This window comes from Mycobacterium sp. P2_H7 (assembly GCF_056403275.1).
Map to the genome: position 1 here is coordinate 23,370 of NZ_JBFUFU010000022.1, position 19,811 is coordinate 43,180.

The window sequence follows — 19,811 nt, forward strand, 5'->3', positions numbered from 1 at the left end:
CTGTCGTTTCAGCGGAGGTGCCGAACTACGCGGTGGGAGCCGGCTTGTCCGCGTCGGAACTCTCGTCGGATTCCTTGGTGTCAGCGCTCGGCGCGCGGCCCGCCTTCACGTCCGCCGGCGACGGCGCGGCCGTCGGGCGGTGTCCACGTCGAGGCTTGCGCACGACCTTCGTTCCTTCGCTCGACGGTTCCGGTGCCGCCGAGGACGGTTCCGGTGCCGCCGCGTCGACTGCCGGGCCGCCCGTGTCGGCAGCAGGAGCCTGCTCTGGCTTCACCTCCCCCACGGGAGGGGTGGTCGACGGATGCGCGGCGGTGAGACCTGTTGCCTGCGAAGGCTCCACTGCGTCGCGGCGCTGCTGTCCGGTCGCCTTGGCAGTACTCGCGCTGCTGTTCGCCGAGGTGGCGGCAGGCGCCACGGCCACCGCATCGACTGCGGTCGCCGACGCATTCGGATGCACCGCTTGTTTGATACCGGTCACGACGTTCTTCGCGGCGTCGGCGAGGCCCGTGACAAAGGACTTCGCGAGCTTGATGCCACCGCGAATCGCATTGCCGGTGGCCTGCACGACGGCTCGGACGACCGCGGCCACTACTTTGACGACCCCCGCGGCGACCGTGACGGCACCGTTGATCACGGTTCGGGCGGCAGCGCCGAGCCAGTGCACCGCGGCGCTGATCGCCTGGATCAGTGGATTACCCGGCGCCGTCGGACCCGGATCTGTCGGATCTGTGGGATCGGTGGGGTCGAGCGAGTCCAGATAGTCAGTGATGATCTGAACGACGGGTTTGGCGGTGCCATCGGAGTAGTAGACGCCGAAGTTGTCTTGTTTGTTGGCGCTGCCCGAATCCGTATCCTGCAAGGTGTAAATGAACATGGGGCCGGTGCCGGCAATCTCCGGCCATGAATTCAGGAAATCCTGGATGAAATCAGCTTGCTGTTGCGTGGTGTACTGACCCGTCGTCGGCTGGCCGTATTCGGTGGCCCACACCAAGTGATCCGAATCGTTGTTCGCGGCCATGATGCTGAAGATCTGTTGCAGCTGTTCGAGCGGCGAACCCGCGACCCCCGCGCCGGCCGAAAACTCCAGTGAGTACGCGTACGGATGGAACGAGAGCGCGTCGAAGAAACCTTTGGCACCGGCGGCATACATACCCTGGACGAAATCGTCGGGATCCATCGTGACGTTGCCCTCGGACGCACCGGCACCGACGACGCCACCGATCACGGTGATGTTCGGATCCGCCTGTTTCATCAAGGGGTAAGCCGCCTGTAGCAGCGTGGTGTATGCGGCAGGATCTACCGGGTCCAGAAAATTCTGCGCGTTGGGCTCATTCCAGATCTCATAGGTGGAAATCTGGCCAACGTAGTGGGTGGCCACGGCCTGAGCGAAGGCACCGAACACCTCCGGCTCGGGCATACCGGCCAGGATCGGGGTGCCGGCCCAGCTGGGGGTCTGGCTGATGACCCCGAGAATCCCCATGCCCAGGTTCGTCGCCGATTCGACGATGGAGTCGACGTAGTCCCAGCTGTACTCGCCCTGGCGTTTCTCGATGTCCGCCCAGGGTATGAGGATGCGGACATTCTTCACACCGAGTGATTGCATCATCGTCAGTTGCTCGGTGATCTGTGTCGACGTCATTCCGGTATTACTCAGATCGGAGTCGGCAAAGCCCAATGTCGATGACGACTGATCAATTGCCGCGGTAGGGACGACGTCATATGACTTAGCGGGAGCACCAGCTATGAACAGATTTCCCATTACCGCACAGAGCAGGGCCGGCATCAGGATTACTATCACCATTCGCGTCATCATGTGACGACGCAGTCGACCGAGTTGCATGCCCATTCTCGACACCCCGCAAGGTTGTGGATTGCGCCATCGAGGCGCCGAACCGGACGCTACAGCAAAGTGTCGTGCGGCATTCGAATATCTCGTCAATTTCACCTCGGGTTTTACGTCAAGAAACCTGGGAAATTGTGCGCTCTCGTGACAGGGGCGCCTGCCGCGCTTCCGCGCGCCGCTGTGCGTCACCTCGATATGAACTGTCAATCACCAGGCGATGCAAGGCATTTGGATTCGCCGAGCCGATTCCAGCTCGGCCGAGAATTTTCGAACGCGCGAAAGTATCTGCCTACCAGCATCATCGACGCGGATATCCACTCCCGATCCGTTTCGGCGGTTGCACTTCGACCCCGGGGTGTGGGTACGTTGGGTCCCGGCGCGCCGTCAACGGATGTGCGACCGGCCGGTCTCACATCATCGACAACGGAAGGGGCAACGCCATGAAAATCAAACCCATGATCGCAATGGGCGCACTCGCAACCGGAGTCGGACTTCTCGGCCTGGGAGTCGGTGCAGTCGCGAACGCCGAACCATCGGCGGGCGGTTCGTCGTCGACCACGACAACGACCACCACACCGATTGCGCCCCCGGCGCATTCGCCGAGTGGTAGTTCCCCTTCGGGCGGCGGTTCGTCGTCCGGGGGCTCGGGTTCGGGCAGTTCATCGATCGGTGGCTGATGCGCCACCGCCGCAGCTGACGACCGCTGCGCACTAGTTCTGCCGAGGTGATGGGCGTGGCGCGAACTCCACGCCGCCGCGCCCATCACCTCGCCCCTTAACTTCGTCTGCACCACAACGATGCTCAACAGCCGAGCAACACGCGCTGCCGCGCCAGGCCGCCCATCCTTCGCGGGCCGCGATGGCCGCGATCACCAGTCCGGCAAGCGGATCGGCCCAGAACCAGCCGAACAGGTTGTTGAGCACCAATCCTGCGAGCACGACCGCCGACAAATACGTGCACAGCAGCGTCTGCTTGGAATCGGCGACCGCCGACCGCGAGCCGAGTTCCCGGCCGGCCCGGCGCTGCGCATGAGACAACGCCGGCATGATCACCAGACTTGTTGCCGCCAGCGCGATCCCGACAACAGAATGCTGGGAGCGCAGATCTCCGCCGAGTGCCCGGATGGCGTCCACCGTGACGTAGAGGGCCAGGCCGAAGAACGAGAGCGCGATGACGCGCAGGGCGGCCTTCTCCCGAGATTCCGGATCACGCCCGGCGAACTGCCACGCCACCGCCGCGGCCGACGACACCTCGATGACGGAGTCCAGCCCGAAGCCGACCAGCGCCGTCGATGAGACGCGCGCCCCTTCGCTGATCGCCACCACCGCCTCGATCACGTTGTAGGAGATGGTCAGCGCGACGAGGAGCCGGATCCGGCGGGCCAGAACGACGCGACGGGCCGGGTCCACGATGGCCGTCACCCGCAGCCGCATTCCCGGCCGTCCGGCCCCACGCACCTGCATTTCGGGTCGACGGCCAGCACCAGACCCATCAGTTCGCCCAGCGCGCTTCCGATCCGCGGGTCCGCCAGTTCGTAACGCGCCCGCCGGCCCTCGGGGACCGCGATGACAAGACCACACCCACGCAAGCACGTCAGATGGTTGGACAGGATCTGCCGGGTGACGCCGATCTGCTCGGCGAGATCGGAGGGGTAGCCCGGTGCCCGGTTGAGGCTCAACAGGATTCGCGTGCGGGTGGCATCGGCCAGGGCGTGCCCGAAGCGTGCCAGCGCGTCGGTGTGCATCACGGTTTCCACGCCGCAATAGTACAGAACTTTCTGTATCGATATGGTCGCACGGAACTTTGCGGGAACCGTTTGGTGCCAGACCGGCAAAAGTGCCACAAAAGCCGCGCGGCGCAGCACACTCTGCCATGATGCATTTTGCAGTAGCGAACTAATTGACGTTAGCCACAATTATTCGCCCTGTCAACGGGGAGTCGGGGTGCCACAACGCAGGCCACCTGGGAGGGACGCACTGTGACACACCCTGGAGTGCGCTGGTCTCGAGGTGTCGTACCTCTTCTCTTGGTGGGTGCCGCCATGGTGGTGACCCACGGCGACAATCCCGCCGAAACGCCGCCGACGCCGGCCGCACCACTGCCGGTGATTGCCGCTCCGGCACCGGTACCGATCGGCGCGCAAGTGCCGCTCCCGCCGCCCGACGCCGTCGCACCCCCGCGGGCTGTACCGCCTGGTCCGCCCCCACCTCCGGCCGCCGTCGCTCCGGCGCCACGACCAGGACCGCCGTCCCCGCCACCCCCACCGCCGCCTCGGGCTCCGCTCCCGCCACCCCCACCGCAGCCCGCGCCTCCGGCACCACCACCACCTCCGCCACCACCGCCGCCCGCGCCACCACCGCCGCCGGCAGCACTGGCCGCACCGATACCGCTCCCACCCGGCGCTCCGGACCCCTGCGTCCTGAGCTTCGAACAGATGCGCACGATGGTGGCATCGGCCTATAGCGGGACGATCCTCAGCAAAGCCACTTACGGTCCGGGATGCACTTTTCCGCTGGACGCAGGACCGGAGCTCAACATCACCTTCCCGGTTCCGGCCGGCCGGCCGGGTCCCCCACCGCCGCCCGCGCCTCCGGCCCCGCCGCCACCGGGACCACCGCTCAACACCAACCTGCTGACCGACGAGGTCATGGTGGCGGTGCTGACCGGCGTCGGCGAATACGGCTACCACGCCGGTACAGGCCTCAGCTGACAGCTCGAGACTCTTTCGACGTGGGAACGCTACGCAGCTGCTGATCCGGCGCAAACGACCACATCGGAAAACTCAGCAATGTTACGGTTGCGACCGACGTCAACGTCAATATCGAGGACGAGGCGGCGCGGCCGACACCGGAAATGTGCTGAATCGACGAATCCTCAAGGCGTACGCTTAGCTGTGTGACGCAAAGTACCAGGTAAGAGGCCACCCATTGGCGCGCCACAATGACCAGTGCCGTGCTAGTCTCAAGTTAGCTGCATGTCGGAAGTTGCCGACATTGGCAAACGTACAAGGGACAAAGCGAGGATTAGCTGATGCCAAGCGGAAGTGCACCGCCGACGCCGGATGTCACCGGCAACGACGGCACGACGCCCAGCAACAGCACGGTCGCCGTCATCAGCTGCAGTCGCATCGGCATGACCGCCAATCCGCCCAGCTTCTCCTTCGTCAGCTGGTTCCGGCCCCGCCGCCGGCGCTGAACTGCCGACCTGTTCGGCTGCCTCAGCGGCGACGAACCCGGCGGACCACCAGCACCACCACAACGGTCCCCACCACGGAACCGATCACCGCGGGCTTCTTCACGAACGCAAGCACACGGGCCTTCGCATCGTCCGCGAGACGCTGCGGATTTGCGCGCACAGCCAACTGGTCGACCGTCGACGCGAGCTGATCACGCGCCTGGTCGATATCGCGCTTGATGCTCTCGGGATCCCGGTCGGCCACTGTGCCCCTCCATGTGCGCGTTCATCTCACAACCTTTGCCGACTTACCCTAGAGCAGCCGCAGTCCACTCCGCTGCACCGGTCGATGAGAAAGACGTGTATCAGCCATGCCTCAGACTCCGCGCCTCGCCTCCGGCGACAAAGCGCCCGCTTTCAGCCTGTCCGATGCCGACGGCAACACCGTCAAGCTGTCCGACTTCGCAGGCCGAAAAGTCATCGTGTACTTCTACCCGGCCGCGTCCACGCCGGGTTGCACCAAGCAGGCCTGCGACTTCCGCGACAGCCTGGCCGAACTCAACGGCGCGGGCCTGGACGTCATCGGCATCTCCCCCGACAAGCCCGAGAAGCTCGCCAAGTTCCGCGACAACGAAGGCCTGACCTTCCCGCTGCTGTCCGACCCGGAGAAGTCCGTGCTCACCGCGTGGGGCGCCTTCGGCGAGAAGACGATGTACGGCAAGACCGTGCAGGGCGTCATCCGGTCGACGTTCGTCGTCGACGAGAAGGGCAACGTCGAGGTGGCCCAGTACAACGTCAAGGCTGCACATACGACAACCAAGATTCAGAAGATACTGGAGGCCGTTAGGGCCCAGTGACCTCGGCTCTTTGTCGTCGTGTGACGCCGACCACCTGCGAGGTAACCAAATGATCGAATGCCAGCTCTGCACCGTACCGACCGACAACGTCGCTATCTGCGGTTTCTGCAGGGACTACGACGCAACCGCCAAGCCCCTGGTGGTCTGGCCTAGCTTCCTGATCGCTACCGGAGACGCCGAGCGCCTACAGGTGCTGCGGTCGCCGCTGGTTCGTGACGATGATCAGAAGTACGAGCCTGTGCGTCGGTACATCTCGGATCACGGTCTCGTGCTGGCGGCACGAGAGACGTTCGAGGATGAGCATTGGATGTTCGGCTCGGTCGAGATGTCCGTCTACGTCCCACCCGCATCGCGCAACGCGAGCTACGCGCAGGTGTGCAACCTGTAACCGCGAACCTCCCGGCAAGCCCCCGCCATCGTGCGGGGGTTTTGTCGTCACTATGTTCGGTCTCATGGCACCTAGGAGCGCAGAAGAGGCACGACGCGCCAGCGAGCTCGCCGGGTCGACGTAGGCTCCGGTCTTGCGGATCGTCGGCAGCACCTCGTGGTTCACCCATCTCTTGAACGCCTTGGCCTCAGGCTTCCGGCTGCGGCCGATCAGCGAGTAGAGACCTGGCTCGCTGATGATGTACATGTTCGGATTACCTCGTCCAGTTGACGAGGTATTCAATTCCCGCACGTCAACGAGCCTCCGCTCGTCAGAATCGAGGTCTCGACTTAGATTGGTCGTGCTGATTCCCAGCACCCCGCAACACGTCCTGTGCGAAGAACCACGGCTCTCCGTCGATGGAGACGACGCGGACCTCGGCGTTGATGATCGAGCCTCCGTCTTCGAGGGATGGACCATACTTCAGTTGAACTGATGTCTGCCTTGTTGAGCCTGGTCAGAGCCCTGCGACGTGGGTGTCAAGGATACTCACCTATATATATAGAGAGGGCCGAAGGCCTTCAAATCGAGTGACTTGCCTCACACATCCGGGAAAATGCCTGCGCGTAACGCCTACAGACAAAAGTAGAGGGCTGCCGCAGACGCCTATAGACATAGTGGGGCCGGCCTGGCACCACGTGGCCGTTCTCCGGTGACCTCGATCACATCACTCAGTTTGAGCTAGTGACATACCCCTATTTAGTAGGTAGACGGGTGCGACGAATACTCCCCTATAGATGGGTAGAGGGTTGAGTGTCGCGTATATACCTAGTGAGGGACTGAGCCGGGAGACGGCTCTCTCGCAATACTCAGGTATATACATAGTGAGGGCCTAGGGCCCCTCCCAAACTTGCAGGCTGCTTCCCTCGGGGTGAGCGCCGCAGCGGGTGCCCTCCCAGGCACCCGGACGGTCGGTCAGGTTCGCTCCTCCCGACCGTCACAAACTTCCCGTTGGCGTTGACTCCAGCGGTAGGCCGTCCGATTGATTACCGGACGGATAAGGGCCGCTGCGAAGTCGTCCCGATCTTCTGTTAGTGGGTTGAGAGCCCTCGGTTGAGTCCATGAGACCAACCGGGGGTTTCTCTATGTCCAATGCCGGAACGCCTAGATGCGTTCTGGCACTTTTTGTTTAACCCAATTGGCTGACATCAGCCGCACGTCCGGTCTGTGGCCGGATGCCAGTCGAAGGTCGTCGGAGGCGACCAAGAACAGGGACACGACATGATCAACCAACACGGACACCGCTGCACGCTGCACCCAGATGACACACGCCGTACGGGGCGTTGTGGTGCATGCCAGCGAGCCGCAGTACATCGATACCAAGCGAAGTGCCGAGGCCAGCTCCAGCGCTACCGCGCTATCGAGGCCGCGCTAGCTCACTGATTCCCGTCACCGATCGCGGAGACGGAAACGCAATCGCCCCAACGCGATTGCTCCAATTGCCTTGCCCAGGTGGCAGGTAACCAACCCCGGAGGAAACCCATGATTGACCAAGACGCCCAACTCCACGACCTGCCTTACTACTGGCAGGAGAAGCTCCGTCAGTACCGAGTCGAGAACAAGCGGTTGCGTGAGCGGGTGAACAACTCAGACCACATCGAACTGTCTCCTCGGTGGCAGAAGACACTGACCGATCTCCGCAAGGAGAACGGCAAGTACCGCACAGAGCGCAAGGCCCTACAGGCCGAGCTGGCCTCACTCCGCGCCGACCAGGAGGCCGGTCGCGGTGCTTAGTGATCAGTTCTCGAAATTGAGCTGGCACAAGCGCACGCACGGGCACCCGTTCGCCGGTGCCGAGTTCCGCGTGCTGATGTCGATCTTCGATCACTCCGACAAGGATGGCCGGACATCACACCCCGGCCTGAAGCTGCTGATGACTGAGACCGGTTACGGCAAGACCGCCGTCTCCGAGGCCCTGGCGGCTCTTCAGGCCCGAGGCTGGATAACCCAGACTCGCAAGGGGTCGGGCACCTCGGGGAAAACGTCGGTCTACGAACTGGTCCCGGAAGCTCCGAGTGGTACCGCTGGAGCGGTACCACCTGAGACGGAGGTAGTACCGCTGGAGCGGACCAACCCCATAGAGGTTGGTCCGGTGGAGCGAACCAGTTGGTCCGCTGGAGCGGACCCAGTTGGTCCGCTGGAGCGAACACCTACAGATCCGGATATCAGATCCGGATCAGATCCTTTTGGATCAGATCAGGCAGAGGTTCGGTATTCACCGAACCATCTTGAGGACCAGGGCGAGACCGGCCAAGGGAGCCGTTCTCTTACGGATACGGGAAGAACAGAGGCAACCGCACAGCCTGCCGCCCTTTGGCCGGCTGAATCTGCAACCGCAACCGAGGCACCGCAGGGGTTTGTCAGTCTGCAACAGTCAACCGCAGGCCGTCACCATCCCGATGACCCTTGGGCCTGCGAGCCACCCGCGTGGGTCGCTGAGGTGCAGGCACGCGAGAAGCGCCGTCCGAGATCGGCAACAGTGCGACTGCCGATAGAGGATCCGTTCGCCAGCCCTCCGGGCTGACGTTCTCAACGCCAACTGAACACACACCCCCCAATCGAGGCCCCGGCACCACCGGGGCCTTTTTGCTGCCCGGATCAAGGCAGCACCCAACAGAGGAGCGAGCACACATGACAGATCCAATCGCTGAGGCAGCCGAGCGAGCCGCAGAGTTCGGCGCGCCCCCGAAGGTCTGGAGCGTCGGCCCCTACGCCGCCGTGAACCTCGGAGACGGACGCCATCCGTTCGACGGGATGAGCGTCACCAGTTGGACCGTCGACTGATGGCCGACTGCCCACGACATCGACATTGCGCCTATACCGGCACCGAGCCAGGGCTCTGCCCGACGTGCCATGCGAGCACACCGAAGTGCGCCGGTCGCCACGGCAAGGCTCCCGGTGACGGGAGCTGGCGGCGTGGCATCGCCTCAGGCATGACACACAGCACCCTGAGGCCGGGTCAGTCCCTTCACCCCAGCGAGGCAGGTTCGCTGGAGCTGACCGTGCGTCAGCCTCCGCAGCGCGGCTCGCAGCGTGCGTCCGACCAACCGGAAACGGTCGCAGCGTGAGCGACTACGAGAGACCGCAGAACTTCGCCGAATGGTGGGAGCGACACGGCCAGCCCTACGAGGCTGCCGTGACCGAGGGCGGCGGGACACCCTGGCCGCTGGACCCCGAGAAGCGAGCCGCTATCGCTGAGCGGCTCGGCCTGCCTGAGAACACCGACCCGACCGAACTACGCCGCGCTCTATGGGAGCGCCGCAATACGAGGAGCACCGCAGCATGAGCGAGACCACCACTGACGCGACGACCACCGAGACCCCCGAGGGCGAGCCCGCTCCCGAGACAGCCCCCCGGCCCAACAAGGAGGCCCGGTACCGCGTTGAGCGCAACGAGGCCCGAGACGAGCGTGACGCCCTGGCGCAGCGCGTCGAACGGCTGAACCGTGCCGAGGTTGAACGGCTCGCATCCGATGCCCTGAGCCATCCCGGCGATCTGTTCAGCCTGAGCGGTAACGAGCTGACCGACTACCTGACCGATGAGGGTGAGGTGGACGCCGAGAAGGTGGCCGCTGATGTCGCCGCCGTCCTGGCCGAGCGGCCCGGTCTCCGCAAGGGCTCTCCCGCGTTCGATCCGACGCAAGGTTTCGGAGGCGCACCGCAGGCCAAGCGTGAGCCGACGATGGCCGACCTGCTCAGCCAGCGCAACTGATTTCGAGTGTGGGTCCGTGGCCTGCGCTCAACCCAACGCCTCTGTGAGGCATCTGAGGACCGATCTGTGATCGGTCCTTTTCTATTGCTAGACAACAACTATCGAAGGACACAACATGGCAATGCAGCATTCAAGCACCGCTGATACCTGGACTCCCGCCGACTTCGGCAAGGTTCTGAACAAGGCGATTCAGGCCAAGTCCACCGCGTTCCTCGCGGGGAGCACGTTCGGCACCGACAAGGTCAAGGTTCAGTTCCCGCTGTGGAACTCGGACCCGGCTGTCACCTGGCTGGACGAGCTGGAGGTGATCGTTCCGACTGATGGCACGACCGGTGAGGTGATCGTCATCCCGTCGAAGGCCGGTGGCATCGTCACGCTTTCGAACGAGATCCGCAAGGACTCCGATCCCGAGATCGCCGACCAGGCTGCCGCAGGTATCGCCAATCAGATCGCGCACACGATTGACGCCGCGTTCCTGGCGAACACCACGGCCAAGGCGAACAACGGCTTGCTGTCGCTGACCACCAGCGTCGTTGACACCGGGGCCTCGATCACGAACGAGGATCCGTTCATCGACGCGATCTTCGCCGCCGAGGCGGTCGGTGCTCAGATCGACCGCTGGGTGATGCACCCGAACGTCGCTAAGACCCTCAGCAAGATCAAGAAGGCGACCGGCTCGAACGAGCGTCTATTGCAGCGCACGACTGACGGCGCATTCATCGCAGGGATCAAGGTTCTGACCGACTCCAAGGTGGACGCTTCCACCTTTGCGTGGGGCATCGACTCCTCGCGGGTCAAGATCGTCCTTCGCCAGGACACCGAGATGGAGACGTTCGACGTTCCGCGCCAGGACGCCATCGACGTTCGCGGCATCGCCCGCGTCGGATTCGGTTTCCTGCACCCGCTGTCGGTCGTTCGTCTGTACGACGCCGCCTGATAGCTGACGGTTACCCCAGATCCATTGCGGGTCTGGGGCTTTCCTTCAACTCCGCTTTGGTGCTGGCGAGCGGCCAACCGCCCTTGCAGCTAGATCACACCACTCGATAAGCGCAACAAGTTCTGTGTATGTCAGCGGGGCCTCTTGCCCTATTGCCAGTTCGTGTTTTCGTGGGCTGATGGCGTAGGGATCTCCCTGGTCGATCCTGAACGGAAGCCTTCCCGGCCTGAGGTCTTTATCCAGTAAGCGTTCCGGTGTGTGCTGCATCGCATCGCGAATGTTGTTGAGCCTCAATATGGCACCTGAGTTGGGAGCCGAGAAGGACACTCCGAAGCACTTGTTACGCAGCAAGGTCGCAGCGGTCACGGCCCGATGAGTGGCGTCAACGCAGTTCTCAATGTGATGCGCGCCAGCGAGTAGGTCATTGAATTTGCGGATCCAATCTTGCTCTGTCAGCGCTTCCGCGCGTGCCCAGGCTTTACCAGCACCGTCGTACTCCGAGATCGCCTTATCGAGCATGCGTACAAGGTGTACGTAGAGCCACAGGTATCGATGGTCTGCTCGAAGCGAGTCGGGCACCGCTCCGAGCATTGCACTGAACAAGGTCTCCATCAGGTCCGACGACACCCCCAGGGTGGGCAAGTCGGGGAGCACAACGCCGTTGCCTTCCGGGGCCTCTGCCATGTTGTACACCTTCCATGGATTTGCCCGGATCGATTTGGGTTTCCCGCCTTGTCAATTCGGTATGCCGATCGCACTACGGTGACGTCTGCGAATGCGGTCGGTTCCAGCCTCCAATCTTTCGTTGTTGTTGAGAGCGTTGACCTTCTTCATCAGCTTGACGATGACTGGCATCGCGCCGTTAATCACGAACGCTGCGGGTAGCAACTCGTTACTGACATGTCCCGGCACGACCGCGTCGGCGGTCTGTAGCTTGCCCTCGTACGTAGTCGAGGTCCAGTCTTGGATACCCCACCAGATGCCGTGTATCACGTCACCCGTGAACGCTTCCCCGGCCTGCGGAAGAATGTTGAACAACTCGCCATGTTCATACGGCTCAAGAGCACGCCGTATCTCCTCTATGTCGTCGTAGTCGGCACCGGTGTACTCAGCTACACCCTTGTATGCAACCGCCGCAACATTATTCGTCGCGCGAATAAGTTGCCCTAGAGGCCGCTCGGCCAAGACATCGATTCGGTAAATCGGTACGTCATCAAGCGAGATGATGAGCGATTGTGCAAGGTCGATCACCTGCTCAGCTGCTCGCAGGTATTCGGTATCCACGTCAGTCGTCACTCATCGAATCTAGAACCTCCCACCGACACAACGTCGGCGAATTCTGTCCGTCTGTCGGATGACATTCCAGACCCGCTATTACGAGGAGCCCCACATGACAGCACCAGACAGCGACGTCGCGACCTACGAAGCTCGACACACCCGTCGTGGTCGAAAGAGTCTGAGGCAGAAGCAGTGCGCCTGCGAAGGCTGTGAGTCAGAGGCAGTCGTCCGCTCTGCAGGGCAGCGATACTTCTGCTCAGCAGAGTGCCGAATCGCGGTGGCTGACAACCGCGCAGAGGTGAAGCAGCCGTGTCGCCGGGAGACTTGCCGAAGGCTCGCGAACAACGCCAGTGACGGTTACTGCACGCTTATCTGCAGAGCGATCGATGACGAGCTGGCGAGAGCGCAGAGGATCTGCGAGGCACTCGGGGCCGGCAATCCGATGGCGTCGAAGGTGTGGGCCGAGACGGTCGCACTAAGCGACGGATGGAGCCAGCTCAGGGAGCTAGACAGCCGCCTGTACCGAGCCGCGCTCTCGGTTGGATTCACGGACGAGCAATGGCAGACCATGAAGGAAGGGTAGGAGGGTTGTTCCCACCCTTCGGACTACACCTTTGGCTAGGCAGTCAGATGTCGAGTCAATCGAAGTCTGGTTCGCACAACTACGAGGAGGGTAGGTGCAACTCGGCCTCGGGAAGACGACTCATCGCTGAGGCTTGCTTAGTGGTTTATCTCGAACCTCGGCCGCGATCAACTTCAGTGTTTCAGATGGCTCCTCGCCGAACTCACGTTCGATGCGCTTGAGGATCAGCACGACGAGTTGATTCAGCCCGGCGACCTGTTCGACCAGAGCCTCTTGGCCCGCTCTCGCCTGGGCCATGAACTCCGCCATACCAGCAGCAGGCCCCATACCTTGTTCGGCGAGCTTCTCCCGTGCGAGGTCTATAGCGTTCAAAACGGTGGTCTGCTGCACACGCGTCCACGGCACTTCTGACATAAATCCCCCTTGGCAAGGTAGCTATCGGCGAACAGCGACACGAAGCGCGCCATCAACTCCTGATGTAACACCACGGCGAGGTATCGCACCCTGGATTGCCACCCCATCAATACCGGATGTACCCAGGGGGGTTGCCCCCATGCCCCCACCGTGACCGGTCGGTTATGCGGGTGCCGAATCGGATGCCGTGGCATCGAACTGAAATGTCGTCGACTCCAGCGCGCGTGATGCCGGGTCACGACAGGTGGCCGAATTGCCCCTAGAGGGGGAGTCCAACCGTTGTACGCCCCTCTCGGCAGACGATGCCTTACCGACTCGCTGCCTTTTTCCGCACTCACTCAGCCACCGCGACACGCGATGGCTGTCGCTGACCTGCGAAGACTCTGAGGGTCTAGATCCGATCGCGACCCTTCAACTCCTCTCAAACCACCACATAAGGAGGCCGCAATGGCCGATGTACCCACGATTCCGAGGGCTCCAACGGGCCTTTTGGCACGCGGTAGGCAGCTCTGGCGAGAGCTGCACGCCGTCTACGAGTTCTCCGAGGCACCCGAGAAGGGAGCCATCCTCGAGGAGGCTTGCCGTACCGCAGACGTGGTGAAGCGGCTCCAGGCCGTCGTGGACGGAGCCGCTGAGATACGCGTTAAGGGCTCGCAGGGCCAGCCGGTTGCGATGCCCGAGCTCGGGGAGCTGCGGCAGTACCGCGCTCTCATGGTGCAACTGCTCAAGGCCCTCGGATGCCCCGACGACGAGGACACACTGACTCGCTCCGAGCTCGGCAAGCTCGGCGCTACCGGACGGTGGAAGAACCGTGGGTAGCCTCAAACGGCACAGCCGCAAGCTGTCCGTCTCCAATCCGGCGGCTCTGGCAGCCGAACTGCCCGAGCACCTCCGCATCGCGGATCCTCGGAACTGGCCGACCCTGGACGACCACCGCCGAGCCGTCGCTGACTACCTCCGCAAAGTGGGCGTCTCTGCCGATCTCTCGGCGCAACTGGCACCGGACGTATCCGCAGCGACCGGGGTCGCTTTCTGCATCGTCCTTCGTGACCGACTGACCAAAGGAAAACCATGACAGACCTGACGATTCCGCCGTGCCCGTTCGCAGGCACCGACGGCAGCCGCTGGCCTCACCACCGTGCGAAGGCTAGGAGCAAGAGCTACACCCGACGCCGCGCTATCGCGATGCTGAGCAAGGAGACCGACCGTGGCACTTGCTATAGCCAGTGACGTTGCCGCGCTCCTGGCGCGAGAGCTGGACACCTTAGAGACAGCACTGGTGGACCGCCGACTGGCTCAAGTGGAGCGGATGATCCTCCGTCGAGTCCCGGACCTGGCCGGCCAAATTGCGGCAGGCCAGATCGACCAGGACGACGTGACCGACATCGAGGCCGAGGCCGTCTATCGGGTCGTCCGCAACCCGGACGGTCTCGCATCCGAGACTGATGGGAACTACCACTATCAGCTCAGCCGGGAGGCTGCCGACAACACTCTCCGCATCACAGCGGAGGAGTGGAAATTGCTCGGTATCAAGCCGAGTCGGATGTTCCAGATCGTTCCGAATCTGGTTGCGCCGGTTGGGTACCCATCGTTCGATACCGGAGGCTGATATGTCACTTCTTAGGCGCGGAACAGAGACCGTCACGGTGTACCCAGAGGTAACCGTGACCGACGCTGACGGCAACAAGTTCACACAGGCCGGGACGATGGGAATCGTCGTCAAGGCATCGGTGCAGCCGATCACCTCCACCGAGGACCAGGACGGTGGAGGCTTCCACACCACCAGCCGATACCGGCTGCGGCTGGCAGGCGGGTTCCCGATTGGCGGCGGCATCCTCGGGGCTCAGGCCCAAGTCGAGTGGCGCGATAAGCGATACTCAATCGAAGGTGATGCCCAGTTGCACACCAGCAGCAGCAGGACCGCTCACGCGGTCTACACGATGGTCCGGGGGTGAGCGAGTACTCGCGGGCGCTGCAATTCGTGAATTTCTAGGAAACTAATTCGTCGACGATTCCGAGGTTCCGCTTGGCGGCATCTGCGTACATCGCGGTCAGTTCATCAGTTGATTTGGAGAGGATGCCCGGATCGTATGTTGGTGGCAAACGATCAGCAGGCACACCGACGAGCGCGTCGGCCAGCTTGGCTTTATCAGGCTTTGGGTCGGGATAGAGCGCCACTATGTCGTCAATGTTCTTCATGACGGATTGGTAGTAGTCAGCGCGGTACTTGTCTCTCAGCGCACGCGCGAGCGCGATAACCCGGTCGTCGCTGGCTATTTCAGCATTCGATATGGCTTGGTCGAGCGCTGTATAAGCGCCCTGCCAAGACGATCCCTTCCGCAACTGGGCGTCGGCGCCGGTGTCGTTGTAGAAGCCTGGGACCACGTACTGGTTCCCGTATCCGCTCAGCTGCTTGTCCTTAACGTTTGGAGAGACGGACGGTTTCGAATCTAATTGCCCGGCGCCAAGGTCCATCTGGCCTCCTGAGACTCCGATACCTGCAAGACCAGCACTCGCTGAGGTGAAAAGACCTGCATTGAGCGCTAGCGCTGAGGCATCACCGGCATTGTGTAGCCGAGTCGCTTGCTGGAGGATCTCGGAATAATGCTGTTGGCGTTGGTCTCTCTGGAACTCTGCGAGCGCCTGCTCCTTCTGGCCTTCGATGGTCAGGTCAGCTACTAACAGACCCCCACCGAAAGCGACCATCGCTGCTACGAGCGGAGTTACTACAGGCCCTAGAAGACTTCCACCTCTTTGGCCTCTCGACCCAAGCCGCATTCGTTGCCACAACGACCGCTTCTTAGGCGGGCGTAAGCCAAGTCGTCGTATCGACGCCACCCGCTTAGATGGTGTAATCCCCCTCGCCATTGCGGCACCTTAACAGCATCCCGCGCGATGAGGTCGTCCTCGAGGCGACTTGAGATGTCTGCCGTTCCAGGGCCGAACCACTGGGCCCCGTTCAACAACAGGTAGCCATCGTGGGTACCTATACGTGCTAGGCATCCGCCAGCATGTCGCGGATGCGCCGTTGCTCCTCGGTGAGCACCGGCTGAGGCCACGACTCAGGCACGCGGAACCCGCTGAATATCGACGATTTGGTCGAACCCGTAGAGCCGTAAGGCAGTCCGTAGAGCATGACCTTTATTCCCGAGTCGCGGAGCACCTGACGGCGGTCGGTTGATGGGTCACTCCACAACTCCCGGTATGTCTGCCCTGTCCCGATCTCATCCCACCGCGCGGCCACCAACGTGTTCGCGGTCAGCTCGGCCTTACGCGCCACCAGCGCAGACAGCCTGGAGCGATACATCAGCTCGTCGTCCACCAGGCCGTTGTCCGACTCCCAGCGGAGTCGCTCTAGCGATTGCTCGGTCTGGGCCAGCTCTGCGCTGTGGTCCTCCCCCGGAACGAACACCCGCCGTGTCATCTCCCGGTCTCCGTAATCCTCTAAGAACTTGTTCCGCAACGAATCTTCTATGTCGTCCAACCGCATAGCACCCCGGCAGCCTGTGGTCTGCCGACCGCACCTGACGTAGGTATGGACCTTGCCGCTGGTCGACTTGCGGCGGTGCAGGGACAGCGCGTATCCGCACTCTGGGCAGTCGCACCGACGAGGCACCCAAAGCTCTGGGTACTCGCATTCGGCGGTGTGCAGGATGCAACCGCAGTAGCCGATACCCGCCAACGGGTTCGGAGACATCTGGCGACGTTTGCCGCTGGCTGATCGCTGGGCAATCGCATCCTGCAGCTGCGACCACTCGGTGTCGGTGAACGTCGGATCAGCCATCCTGATCGGCTGGCCTTGAGGGTCCAGCACGATTTGACCCCCGGACACTCTCAGCCCTTGAAGGCGCTGAGATGTCAGCGTTCGTTTGAGCGTGGTCACCGACCAACTGCCTTTGCCTGCCGCCGTCGCACGGTTGGTGCGATGCTCGGAGTCGTTCAGCCACCGAACCAGCTCGGTGAGTGAGTTGTTCTCGTGTACCAACTTGGCGTGGATCTCGTGGAGTAGCGCGTACCCCTCGGGATCGCGCACGAGAGCCTTACCTCTGCCGCTCGGATGCGGCACAGTCTTGAACCCCAGAGGGGCCACGCCGTGAGATACCCGGTCGGTCATCTTGAGCACCGCCAGCCGGTCGGTGGCGCGCGTCTTGAACCGCGACAGCTCGATAGCCGCGAAGAATGATCCGACGTAGATAAAGAACTCGCTCATCATCTGGTCGAGCGAGTCACCCGCAGGGTTCAGGTAGTCGAGCACGACACCGTCACCGGAGAACGCGAGAATCTTCTGGTTGTCCTTGGTCCACTGGGCGAAGTCAACACAGTCCTTGGTCGACCGAAACGCCCGGTCGATCTTGGAGAACACCAGCACGTCCCACTCGTGTAGGTGCTCAGGGGCCAGCCACTCCCCCAGCTCTGGCCGCTCAAACGGCGTTGTCTTCCCGGCGGATACGCCGAGATCCTCGAACGTGCCCACAACCTCGAACCCACGTAAGCCAGCCCAACGCACGCCCTCCTCGGTCTGCGCTAGGTGCGACACCTTGCGGGTGTTCTCTTTGTCGTCGTCCAGATGCGACACCCGAGCGCCCACGATGGCTCGCAGCTTGCGCTGTGTTACGTTGTCCATAGTGCAGCACAGTACAACGTCAAGGCCACCGGACACGTCGCCAAACTGCGCCGCGACATCTCGGTGTAGGGGTTCGTTCCCGACGTTCTGGTGGCCTCATCGCAGATTCGGCCACCAGAACGTCGGGAACGACCGCTCAGAGCGCGCCGAGTGATCCCAACAGCAGCGCCTCGGCCGTCGCCGCCCGTTCCAGCACCCCGAGGTGCAGGCTCTCGTTGATGCTGTGCGCCTGGGTGCCGGGATCCTCCACACCGGTGACCAGGATCTTGGCGGCCGGGAACGCGGTGGCGAACTCGGCGATGAACGGGATCGATCCGCCCATGCCCATGTCGACCGGTTCCCGGCCCCACGCGGTGTTGAACGCCGCCCGCGCGGCGTCGTAGACCGGGCCGGTGGCATCGATCGCATAGGGCTGGCCCACGTCGCCGGGGGTGACGGTGACCTGCGCTCCCCACGGGGCGTGCGCCAGCAGGTGCGCGGTCAACGCCTCGAGATGGGCCGCGGCATCCCCGCCGGGCGCCACCCGCATGCTGACCTTGGCCCGCGCCCTGGGGATGAGCGTGTTGGACGACTTGGCTATCGGCGTGGTGTCGATGCCGATGACCGTGATCGCGGGCTTGGCCCAAAGTCGTTGCACCACCGAGTCGGAGCCGATCTGGGACACCCCGTCGAGCAGGCCGGAATCGGCACGCACCCGTTCATCGGGGAACGCGACGTCGGCGGCGTCGGCGTGGTGCAGGCCGGCGACGGCGACGTTGCCGTCATCGTCGTGCAGGCCGGCCAGCAGACGCACCAACACCGACAGCGCGTCCGGCACCACACCGCCCCACAGTCCGGAATGCAGGCCGTGGTCCAGGGTCGCGACCTCCACCACGCAGTCGGCCAACCCGCGCAGCGACACCGTGAGTGCCGGGATGTCGGTGCTCCAATTGTCCGAGTCGGCGATCACGATGACGTCGGCGGCCAGCAGGTCGCGGTGCGCCGCCAACAGAGCAGCCAGGGACGGCGAGCCGGATTCCTCCTCGCCCTCGACGAACACCGTCACCCCGACGGGCGGGTTGCCGCCGTGCGCCCGGAACGCCGCCAAATGTGTTGCGATTCCGGCCTTGTCGTCGGCGGTGCCACGGCCGTAGAGCCGCCCGTCGCGTTCGGTGGGCTCGAACGGCGCCGACGCCCACTGGGTCACATCGCCTTCGGGCTGCACGTCATGGTGTGCGTACAGCAGCACCGTCGGCGCACCCTCGGGCGCGGGGTGGCGGGCGATGACGGCGGGCGCACCGCCTTCCGCCACGATGCGGACGTCCCCGAAACCGGCCTCCGCCAACAGCTTTGCCGTCAGCTCGGCGCTGCGCTGCACCTGGTCGCGACGGGCCGGGTCGGCCCACACCGATTCGATGCGCACCAGCTCTTCCAGATCGCGCCGCACCGACGGCAGGACCTCGCGGACACGTTCGACCAGATCGCTCATGCCAGCGAGACTAGTCGCACCCGCGACCACGCGAGCGTGCGCAAAATGTCACACCATTACGGCGTGTCACCGGGCAGACGCGCACGCTCGCGGCAATCAGGCTTCGAGGATCGCGACCGCCGCCGCGGTATCGGCCTCGTGGGTCAGCGACAGGTGGATCGTCACGTCCTTGAGGTGCTCGGCGATCGCCCCGGTCAACCGGACCTTCGGCCGTCCCCACATGTCGGTGATGACCTCGATGTCGCGGTGGATGTCTTCCGGCAGCATCGGCCGCTTCGAGAACCGCGACCCCGACCAGGCCTTGATCACGGCCTCCTTGGCCGCCCACCGCGCCGCGAGGTGGCGCGCCGCCGACGAACTCTTGTCCGCGGCGTCGCGCCTCTCCCCCGGCGTGAAGGTCTCGGCGAAAACGGTGCCCGGCTGGTCCACCTGTTCCGCGAAATCCGGAATCGAAACCAGGTCGATGCCTACCCCAACGATGCCCATACCCGGCAC

At 63.3% G+C, this 19,811-nt stretch carries 25 protein-coding genes and 2 pseudogenes; 15 read left to right on the top strand and 12 right to left on the bottom strand.

Annotated elements, in window-relative coordinates:
* Positions 1-25: 25 nt before the first annotated feature.
* From AC1DY7_RS27825 to AC1DY7_RS27835, 3 genes are all read right to left on the bottom strand, one after another.
* Positions 26-1,846 (bottom strand): cellulase family glycosylhydrolase, encoded by a 1,821-nt coding sequence (locus AC1DY7_RS27825; protein ID WP_477496984.1) that lies wholly within the window; start codon positions 1,844-1,846, stop codon positions 26-28.
* A 707-nt stretch (positions 1,847-2,553) separates the two neighbouring features.
* Positions 2,554-3,276: a cation efflux transmembrane domain-containing protein gene (locus AC1DY7_RS27830; protein WP_477497063.1), complete on the bottom strand. Its 723-nt coding sequence runs from the start codon at positions 3,274-3,276 to the stop codon at positions 2,554-2,556.
* Positions 3,261-3,599, bottom strand: coding sequence for an ArsR/SmtB family transcription factor (locus AC1DY7_RS27835; protein ID WP_477496985.1), 339 nt, complete (start codon positions 3,597-3,599; stop codon positions 3,261-3,263). Before AC1DY7_RS27835 ends, AC1DY7_RS27830 begins: the two co-directional genes overlap by 16 nt.
* A 285-nt stretch (positions 3,600-3,884) precedes the next feature.
* Between AC1DY7_RS27835 and AC1DY7_RS27840 the strand changes: the two genes are divergently transcribed.
* Together AC1DY7_RS27840 and AC1DY7_RS27845 are read left to right on the top strand one after the other, a co-directional pair.
* Positions 3,885-4,553 (top strand): hypothetical protein, encoded by a 669-nt coding sequence (locus AC1DY7_RS27840; RefSeq protein WP_477496986.1) that lies wholly within the window; start codon positions 3,885-3,887, stop codon positions 4,551-4,553.
* A 320-nt stretch (positions 4,554-4,873) separates the two neighbouring features.
* On the top strand, positions 4,874-5,038 hold the full coding sequence (locus AC1DY7_RS27845) for a hypothetical protein (protein WP_477496987.1): 165 nt from the start codon (positions 4,874-4,876) through the stop codon (positions 5,036-5,038).
* 22 nt (positions 5,039-5,060) lie between these two features.
* Here AC1DY7_RS27845 and AC1DY7_RS27850 read toward each other — a convergent pair whose 3' ends face one another.
* A complete protein-coding gene (locus AC1DY7_RS27850) occupies positions 5,061-5,282 on the bottom strand; it encodes a DUF3618 domain-containing protein (RefSeq protein WP_477496988.1) in 222 nt (73 codons plus the stop codon).
* A gap of 106 nt (positions 5,283-5,388) precedes the next feature.
* Between AC1DY7_RS27850 and bcp the strand changes: the two genes are divergently transcribed.
* A complete protein-coding gene (gene bcp / locus AC1DY7_RS27855) occupies positions 5,389-5,874 on the top strand; it encodes a thioredoxin-dependent thiol peroxidase (RefSeq protein ID WP_477496989.1) in 486 nt (161 codons plus the stop codon).
* Between the two features lie 49 nt (positions 5,875-5,923).
* Positions 5,924-6,262 (top strand): hypothetical protein, encoded by a 339-nt coding sequence (locus tag AC1DY7_RS27860; protein ID WP_477496990.1) that lies wholly within the window; start codon positions 5,924-5,926, stop codon positions 6,260-6,262.
* 156 nt (positions 6,263-6,418) lie between these two features.
* On the opposite strand, the pseudogene AC1DY7_RS27865 reads toward AC1DY7_RS27860, so the two are convergent.
* A pseudogene (locus tag AC1DY7_RS27865) lies at positions 6,419-6,721 on the bottom strand (BRO-N domain-containing protein); the annotation flags it as partial.
* A 1,062-nt stretch (positions 6,722-7,783) separates the two neighbouring features.
* Between AC1DY7_RS27865 and AC1DY7_RS27870 the strand changes: the two are divergent.
* The 6 genes from AC1DY7_RS27870 (at position 7,784) to AC1DY7_RS27895 (ending at position 10,949) form a co-directional block, all read left to right on the top strand.
* A complete protein-coding gene (locus tag AC1DY7_RS27870; RefSeq protein WP_477496991.1) occupies positions 7,784-8,035 on the top strand; it encodes a hypothetical protein in 252 nt (83 codons plus the stop codon).
* 70 nt (positions 8,036-8,105) lie between these two features.
* The gene (locus tag AC1DY7_RS27875) at positions 8,106-8,825 is read left to right on the top strand and encodes a helix-turn-helix domain-containing protein (protein ID WP_477497064.1); all 720 of its coding nucleotides are present in this window, start codon (positions 8,106-8,108) and stop codon (positions 8,823-8,825) included.
* A 107-nt stretch (positions 8,826-8,932) separates the two neighbouring features.
* Complete coding sequence (locus tag AC1DY7_RS27880) at positions 8,933-9,085, top strand: hypothetical protein (protein WP_477496992.1); 153 nt, start codon at positions 8,933-8,935, stop codon at positions 9,083-9,085.
* Positions 9,086-9,365: 280 nt separating this feature from the next.
* Positions 9,366-9,587 carry a hypothetical protein gene (locus AC1DY7_RS27885; RefSeq protein WP_477496993.1) on the top strand — a complete coding sequence of 74 codons (222 nt, stop codon included), beginning with the start codon at positions 9,366-9,368 and terminating at the stop codon, positions 9,585-9,587.
* Complete coding sequence (locus AC1DY7_RS27890) at positions 9,584-10,012, top strand: hypothetical protein (protein WP_477496994.1); 429 nt, start codon at positions 9,584-9,586, stop codon at positions 10,010-10,012. Before AC1DY7_RS27885 ends, AC1DY7_RS27890 begins: the two co-directional genes overlap by 4 nt.
* Positions 10,013-10,127: 115 nt before the next feature.
* Positions 10,128-10,949: a phage major capsid protein gene (locus AC1DY7_RS27895; RefSeq protein WP_477496995.1), complete on the top strand. Its 822-nt coding sequence runs from the start codon at positions 10,128-10,130 to the stop codon at positions 10,947-10,949.
* Between the two features lie 45 nt (positions 10,950-10,994).
* On the opposite strand, the gene AC1DY7_RS27900 is transcribed toward AC1DY7_RS27895, so the two are convergent.
* The 3 genes from AC1DY7_RS27900 to AC1DY7_RS27910 all read right to left on the bottom strand — a co-directional run bounded on the left by AC1DY7_RS27900 (position 10,995) and on the right by AC1DY7_RS27910 (position 13,224).
* Positions 10,995-11,633, bottom strand: a complete 639-nt coding sequence (locus tag AC1DY7_RS27900; RefSeq protein WP_477496996.1) for a hypothetical protein — start codon at positions 11,631-11,633, stop codon at positions 10,995-10,997.
* Between the two features lie 51 nt (positions 11,634-11,684).
* Positions 11,685-12,245: a hypothetical protein gene (locus AC1DY7_RS27905; RefSeq protein ID WP_477496997.1), complete on the bottom strand. Its 561-nt coding sequence runs from the start codon at positions 12,243-12,245 to the stop codon at positions 11,685-11,687.
* Between the two features lie 685 nt (positions 12,246-12,930).
* Positions 12,931-13,224, bottom strand: coding sequence for a hypothetical protein (locus AC1DY7_RS27910; protein WP_477496998.1), 294 nt, complete (start codon positions 13,222-13,224; stop codon positions 12,931-12,933).
* Between the two features lie 447 nt (positions 13,225-13,671).
* Here AC1DY7_RS27910 and AC1DY7_RS27915 point away from each other — a divergent pair, with 447 nt between their 5' ends.
* The 4 genes from AC1DY7_RS27915 to AC1DY7_RS27930 all read left to right on the top strand — a co-directional run bounded on the left by AC1DY7_RS27915 (position 13,672) and on the right by AC1DY7_RS27930 (position 15,179).
* Entirely contained in the window at positions 13,672-14,043 is a 372-nt protein-coding gene (locus tag AC1DY7_RS27915) for a hypothetical protein (protein ID WP_477496999.1), read from the top strand.
* Positions 14,036-14,299, top strand: a complete 264-nt coding sequence (locus tag AC1DY7_RS27920; protein ID WP_477497000.1) for a hypothetical protein — start codon at positions 14,036-14,038, stop codon at positions 14,297-14,299. Before AC1DY7_RS27915 ends, AC1DY7_RS27920 begins: the two co-directional genes overlap by 8 nt.
* A 132-nt stretch (positions 14,300-14,431) precedes the next feature.
* Positions 14,432-14,833, top strand: a complete 402-nt coding sequence (locus tag AC1DY7_RS27925; RefSeq protein ID WP_477497001.1) for a Gp19/Gp15/Gp42 family protein — start codon at positions 14,432-14,434, stop codon at positions 14,831-14,833.
* 55 nt (positions 14,834-14,888) lie between these two features.
* Positions 14,889-15,179, top strand: a complete 291-nt coding sequence (locus AC1DY7_RS27930) for a hypothetical protein (protein WP_477497002.1) — start codon at positions 14,889-14,891, stop codon at positions 15,177-15,179.
* A 34-nt stretch (positions 15,180-15,213) separates the two neighbouring features.
* Here AC1DY7_RS27930 and AC1DY7_RS27935 read toward each other — a convergent pair whose 3' ends face one another.
* Positions 15,214-15,930, bottom strand: a complete 717-nt coding sequence (locus tag AC1DY7_RS27935; protein WP_477497003.1) for a hypothetical protein — start codon at positions 15,928-15,930, stop codon at positions 15,214-15,216.
* Positions 15,931-16,219: 289 nt separating this feature from the next.
* A complete protein-coding gene (locus AC1DY7_RS27940; protein ID WP_477497004.1) occupies positions 16,220-17,848 on the bottom strand; it encodes a recombinase family protein in 1,629 nt (542 codons plus the stop codon).
* A 6-nt stretch (positions 17,849-17,854) separates the two neighbouring features.
* Between AC1DY7_RS27940 and AC1DY7_RS27945 the strand changes: the two are divergent.
* Positions 17,855-17,917: pseudogene (locus AC1DY7_RS27945) on the top strand (peroxiredoxin); the annotation flags it as partial.
* 67 nt (positions 17,918-17,984) lie between these two features.
* On the opposite strand, the gene AC1DY7_RS27950 reads toward AC1DY7_RS27945, so the two are convergent.
* Entirely contained in the window at positions 17,985-19,316 is a 1,332-nt protein-coding gene (locus AC1DY7_RS27950; protein WP_477497005.1) for a M20/M25/M40 family metallo-hydrolase, read from the bottom strand.
* 96 nt (positions 19,317-19,412) lie between these two features.
* Positions 19,413-19,802: a holo-ACP synthase AcpS gene (gene acpS, locus AC1DY7_RS27955; RefSeq protein ID WP_477497006.1), complete on the bottom strand. Its 390-nt coding sequence runs from the start codon at positions 19,800-19,802 to the stop codon at positions 19,413-19,415.
* Between the last annotated feature and the right edge of the window lie 9 nt (positions 19,803-19,811).

Coding starts and splice junctions, on each gene's coding strand:
- AC1DY7_RS27825 (WP_477496984.1), bottom strand. CDS start 1,846: ATGGGCATGCAACTCGGTCGACTGCGTCGTCACATGATGACGCGAATG.
- AC1DY7_RS27935 (WP_477497003.1), bottom strand. CDS start 15,930: ATGGTCGCTTTCGGTGGGGGTCTGTTAGTAGCTGACCTGACCATCGAA.
- AC1DY7_RS27895 (WP_477496995.1), top strand. CDS start 10,128: ATGGCAATGCAGCATTCAAGCACCGCTGATACCTGGACTCCCGCCGAC.
- AC1DY7_RS27845 (WP_477496987.1), top strand. CDS start 4,874: ATGCCAAGCGGAAGTGCACCGCCGACGCCGGATGTCACCGGCAACGAC.
- AC1DY7_RS27890 (WP_477496994.1), top strand. CDS start 9,584: ATGAGCGAGACCACCACTGACGCGACGACCACCGAGACCCCCGAGGGC.
- AC1DY7_RS27880 (WP_477496992.1), top strand. CDS start 8,933: ATGACAGATCCAATCGCTGAGGCAGCCGAGCGAGCCGCAGAGTTCGGC.
- AC1DY7_RS27950 (WP_477497005.1), bottom strand. CDS start 19,316: ATGAGCGATCTGGTCGAACGTGTCCGCGAGGTCCTGCCGTCGGTGCGG.
- acpS (WP_477497006.1), bottom strand. CDS start 19,802: ATGGGCATCGTTGGGGTAGGCATCGACCTGGTTTCGATTCCGGATTTC.
- AC1DY7_RS27900 (WP_477496996.1), bottom strand. CDS start 11,633: ATGGCAGAGGCCCCGGAAGGCAACGGCGTTGTGCTCCCCGACTTGCCC.
- AC1DY7_RS27830 (WP_477497063.1), bottom strand. CDS start 3,276: ATGCGGCTGCGGGTGACGGCCATCGTGGACCCGGCCCGTCGCGTCGTT.
- AC1DY7_RS27860 (WP_477496990.1), top strand. CDS start 5,924: ATGATCGAATGCCAGCTCTGCACCGTACCGACCGACAACGTCGCTATC.
- AC1DY7_RS27870 (WP_477496991.1), top strand. CDS start 7,784: ATGATTGACCAAGACGCCCAACTCCACGACCTGCCTTACTACTGGCAG.
- bcp (WP_477496989.1), top strand. CDS start 5,389: ATGCCTCAGACTCCGCGCCTCGCCTCCGGCGACAAAGCGCCCGCTTTC.
- AC1DY7_RS27915 (WP_477496999.1), top strand. CDS start 13,672: ATGGCCGATGTACCCACGATTCCGAGGGCTCCAACGGGCCTTTTGGCA.
- AC1DY7_RS27910 (WP_477496998.1), bottom strand. CDS start 13,224: ATGTCAGAAGTGCCGTGGACGCGTGTGCAGCAGACCACCGTTTTGAAC.
- AC1DY7_RS27940 (WP_477497004.1), bottom strand. CDS start 17,848: ATGGACAACGTAACACAGCGCAAGCTGCGAGCCATCGTGGGCGCTCGG.
- AC1DY7_RS27840 (WP_477496986.1), top strand. CDS start 3,885: ATGGTGGTGACCCACGGCGACAATCCCGCCGAAACGCCGCCGACGCCG.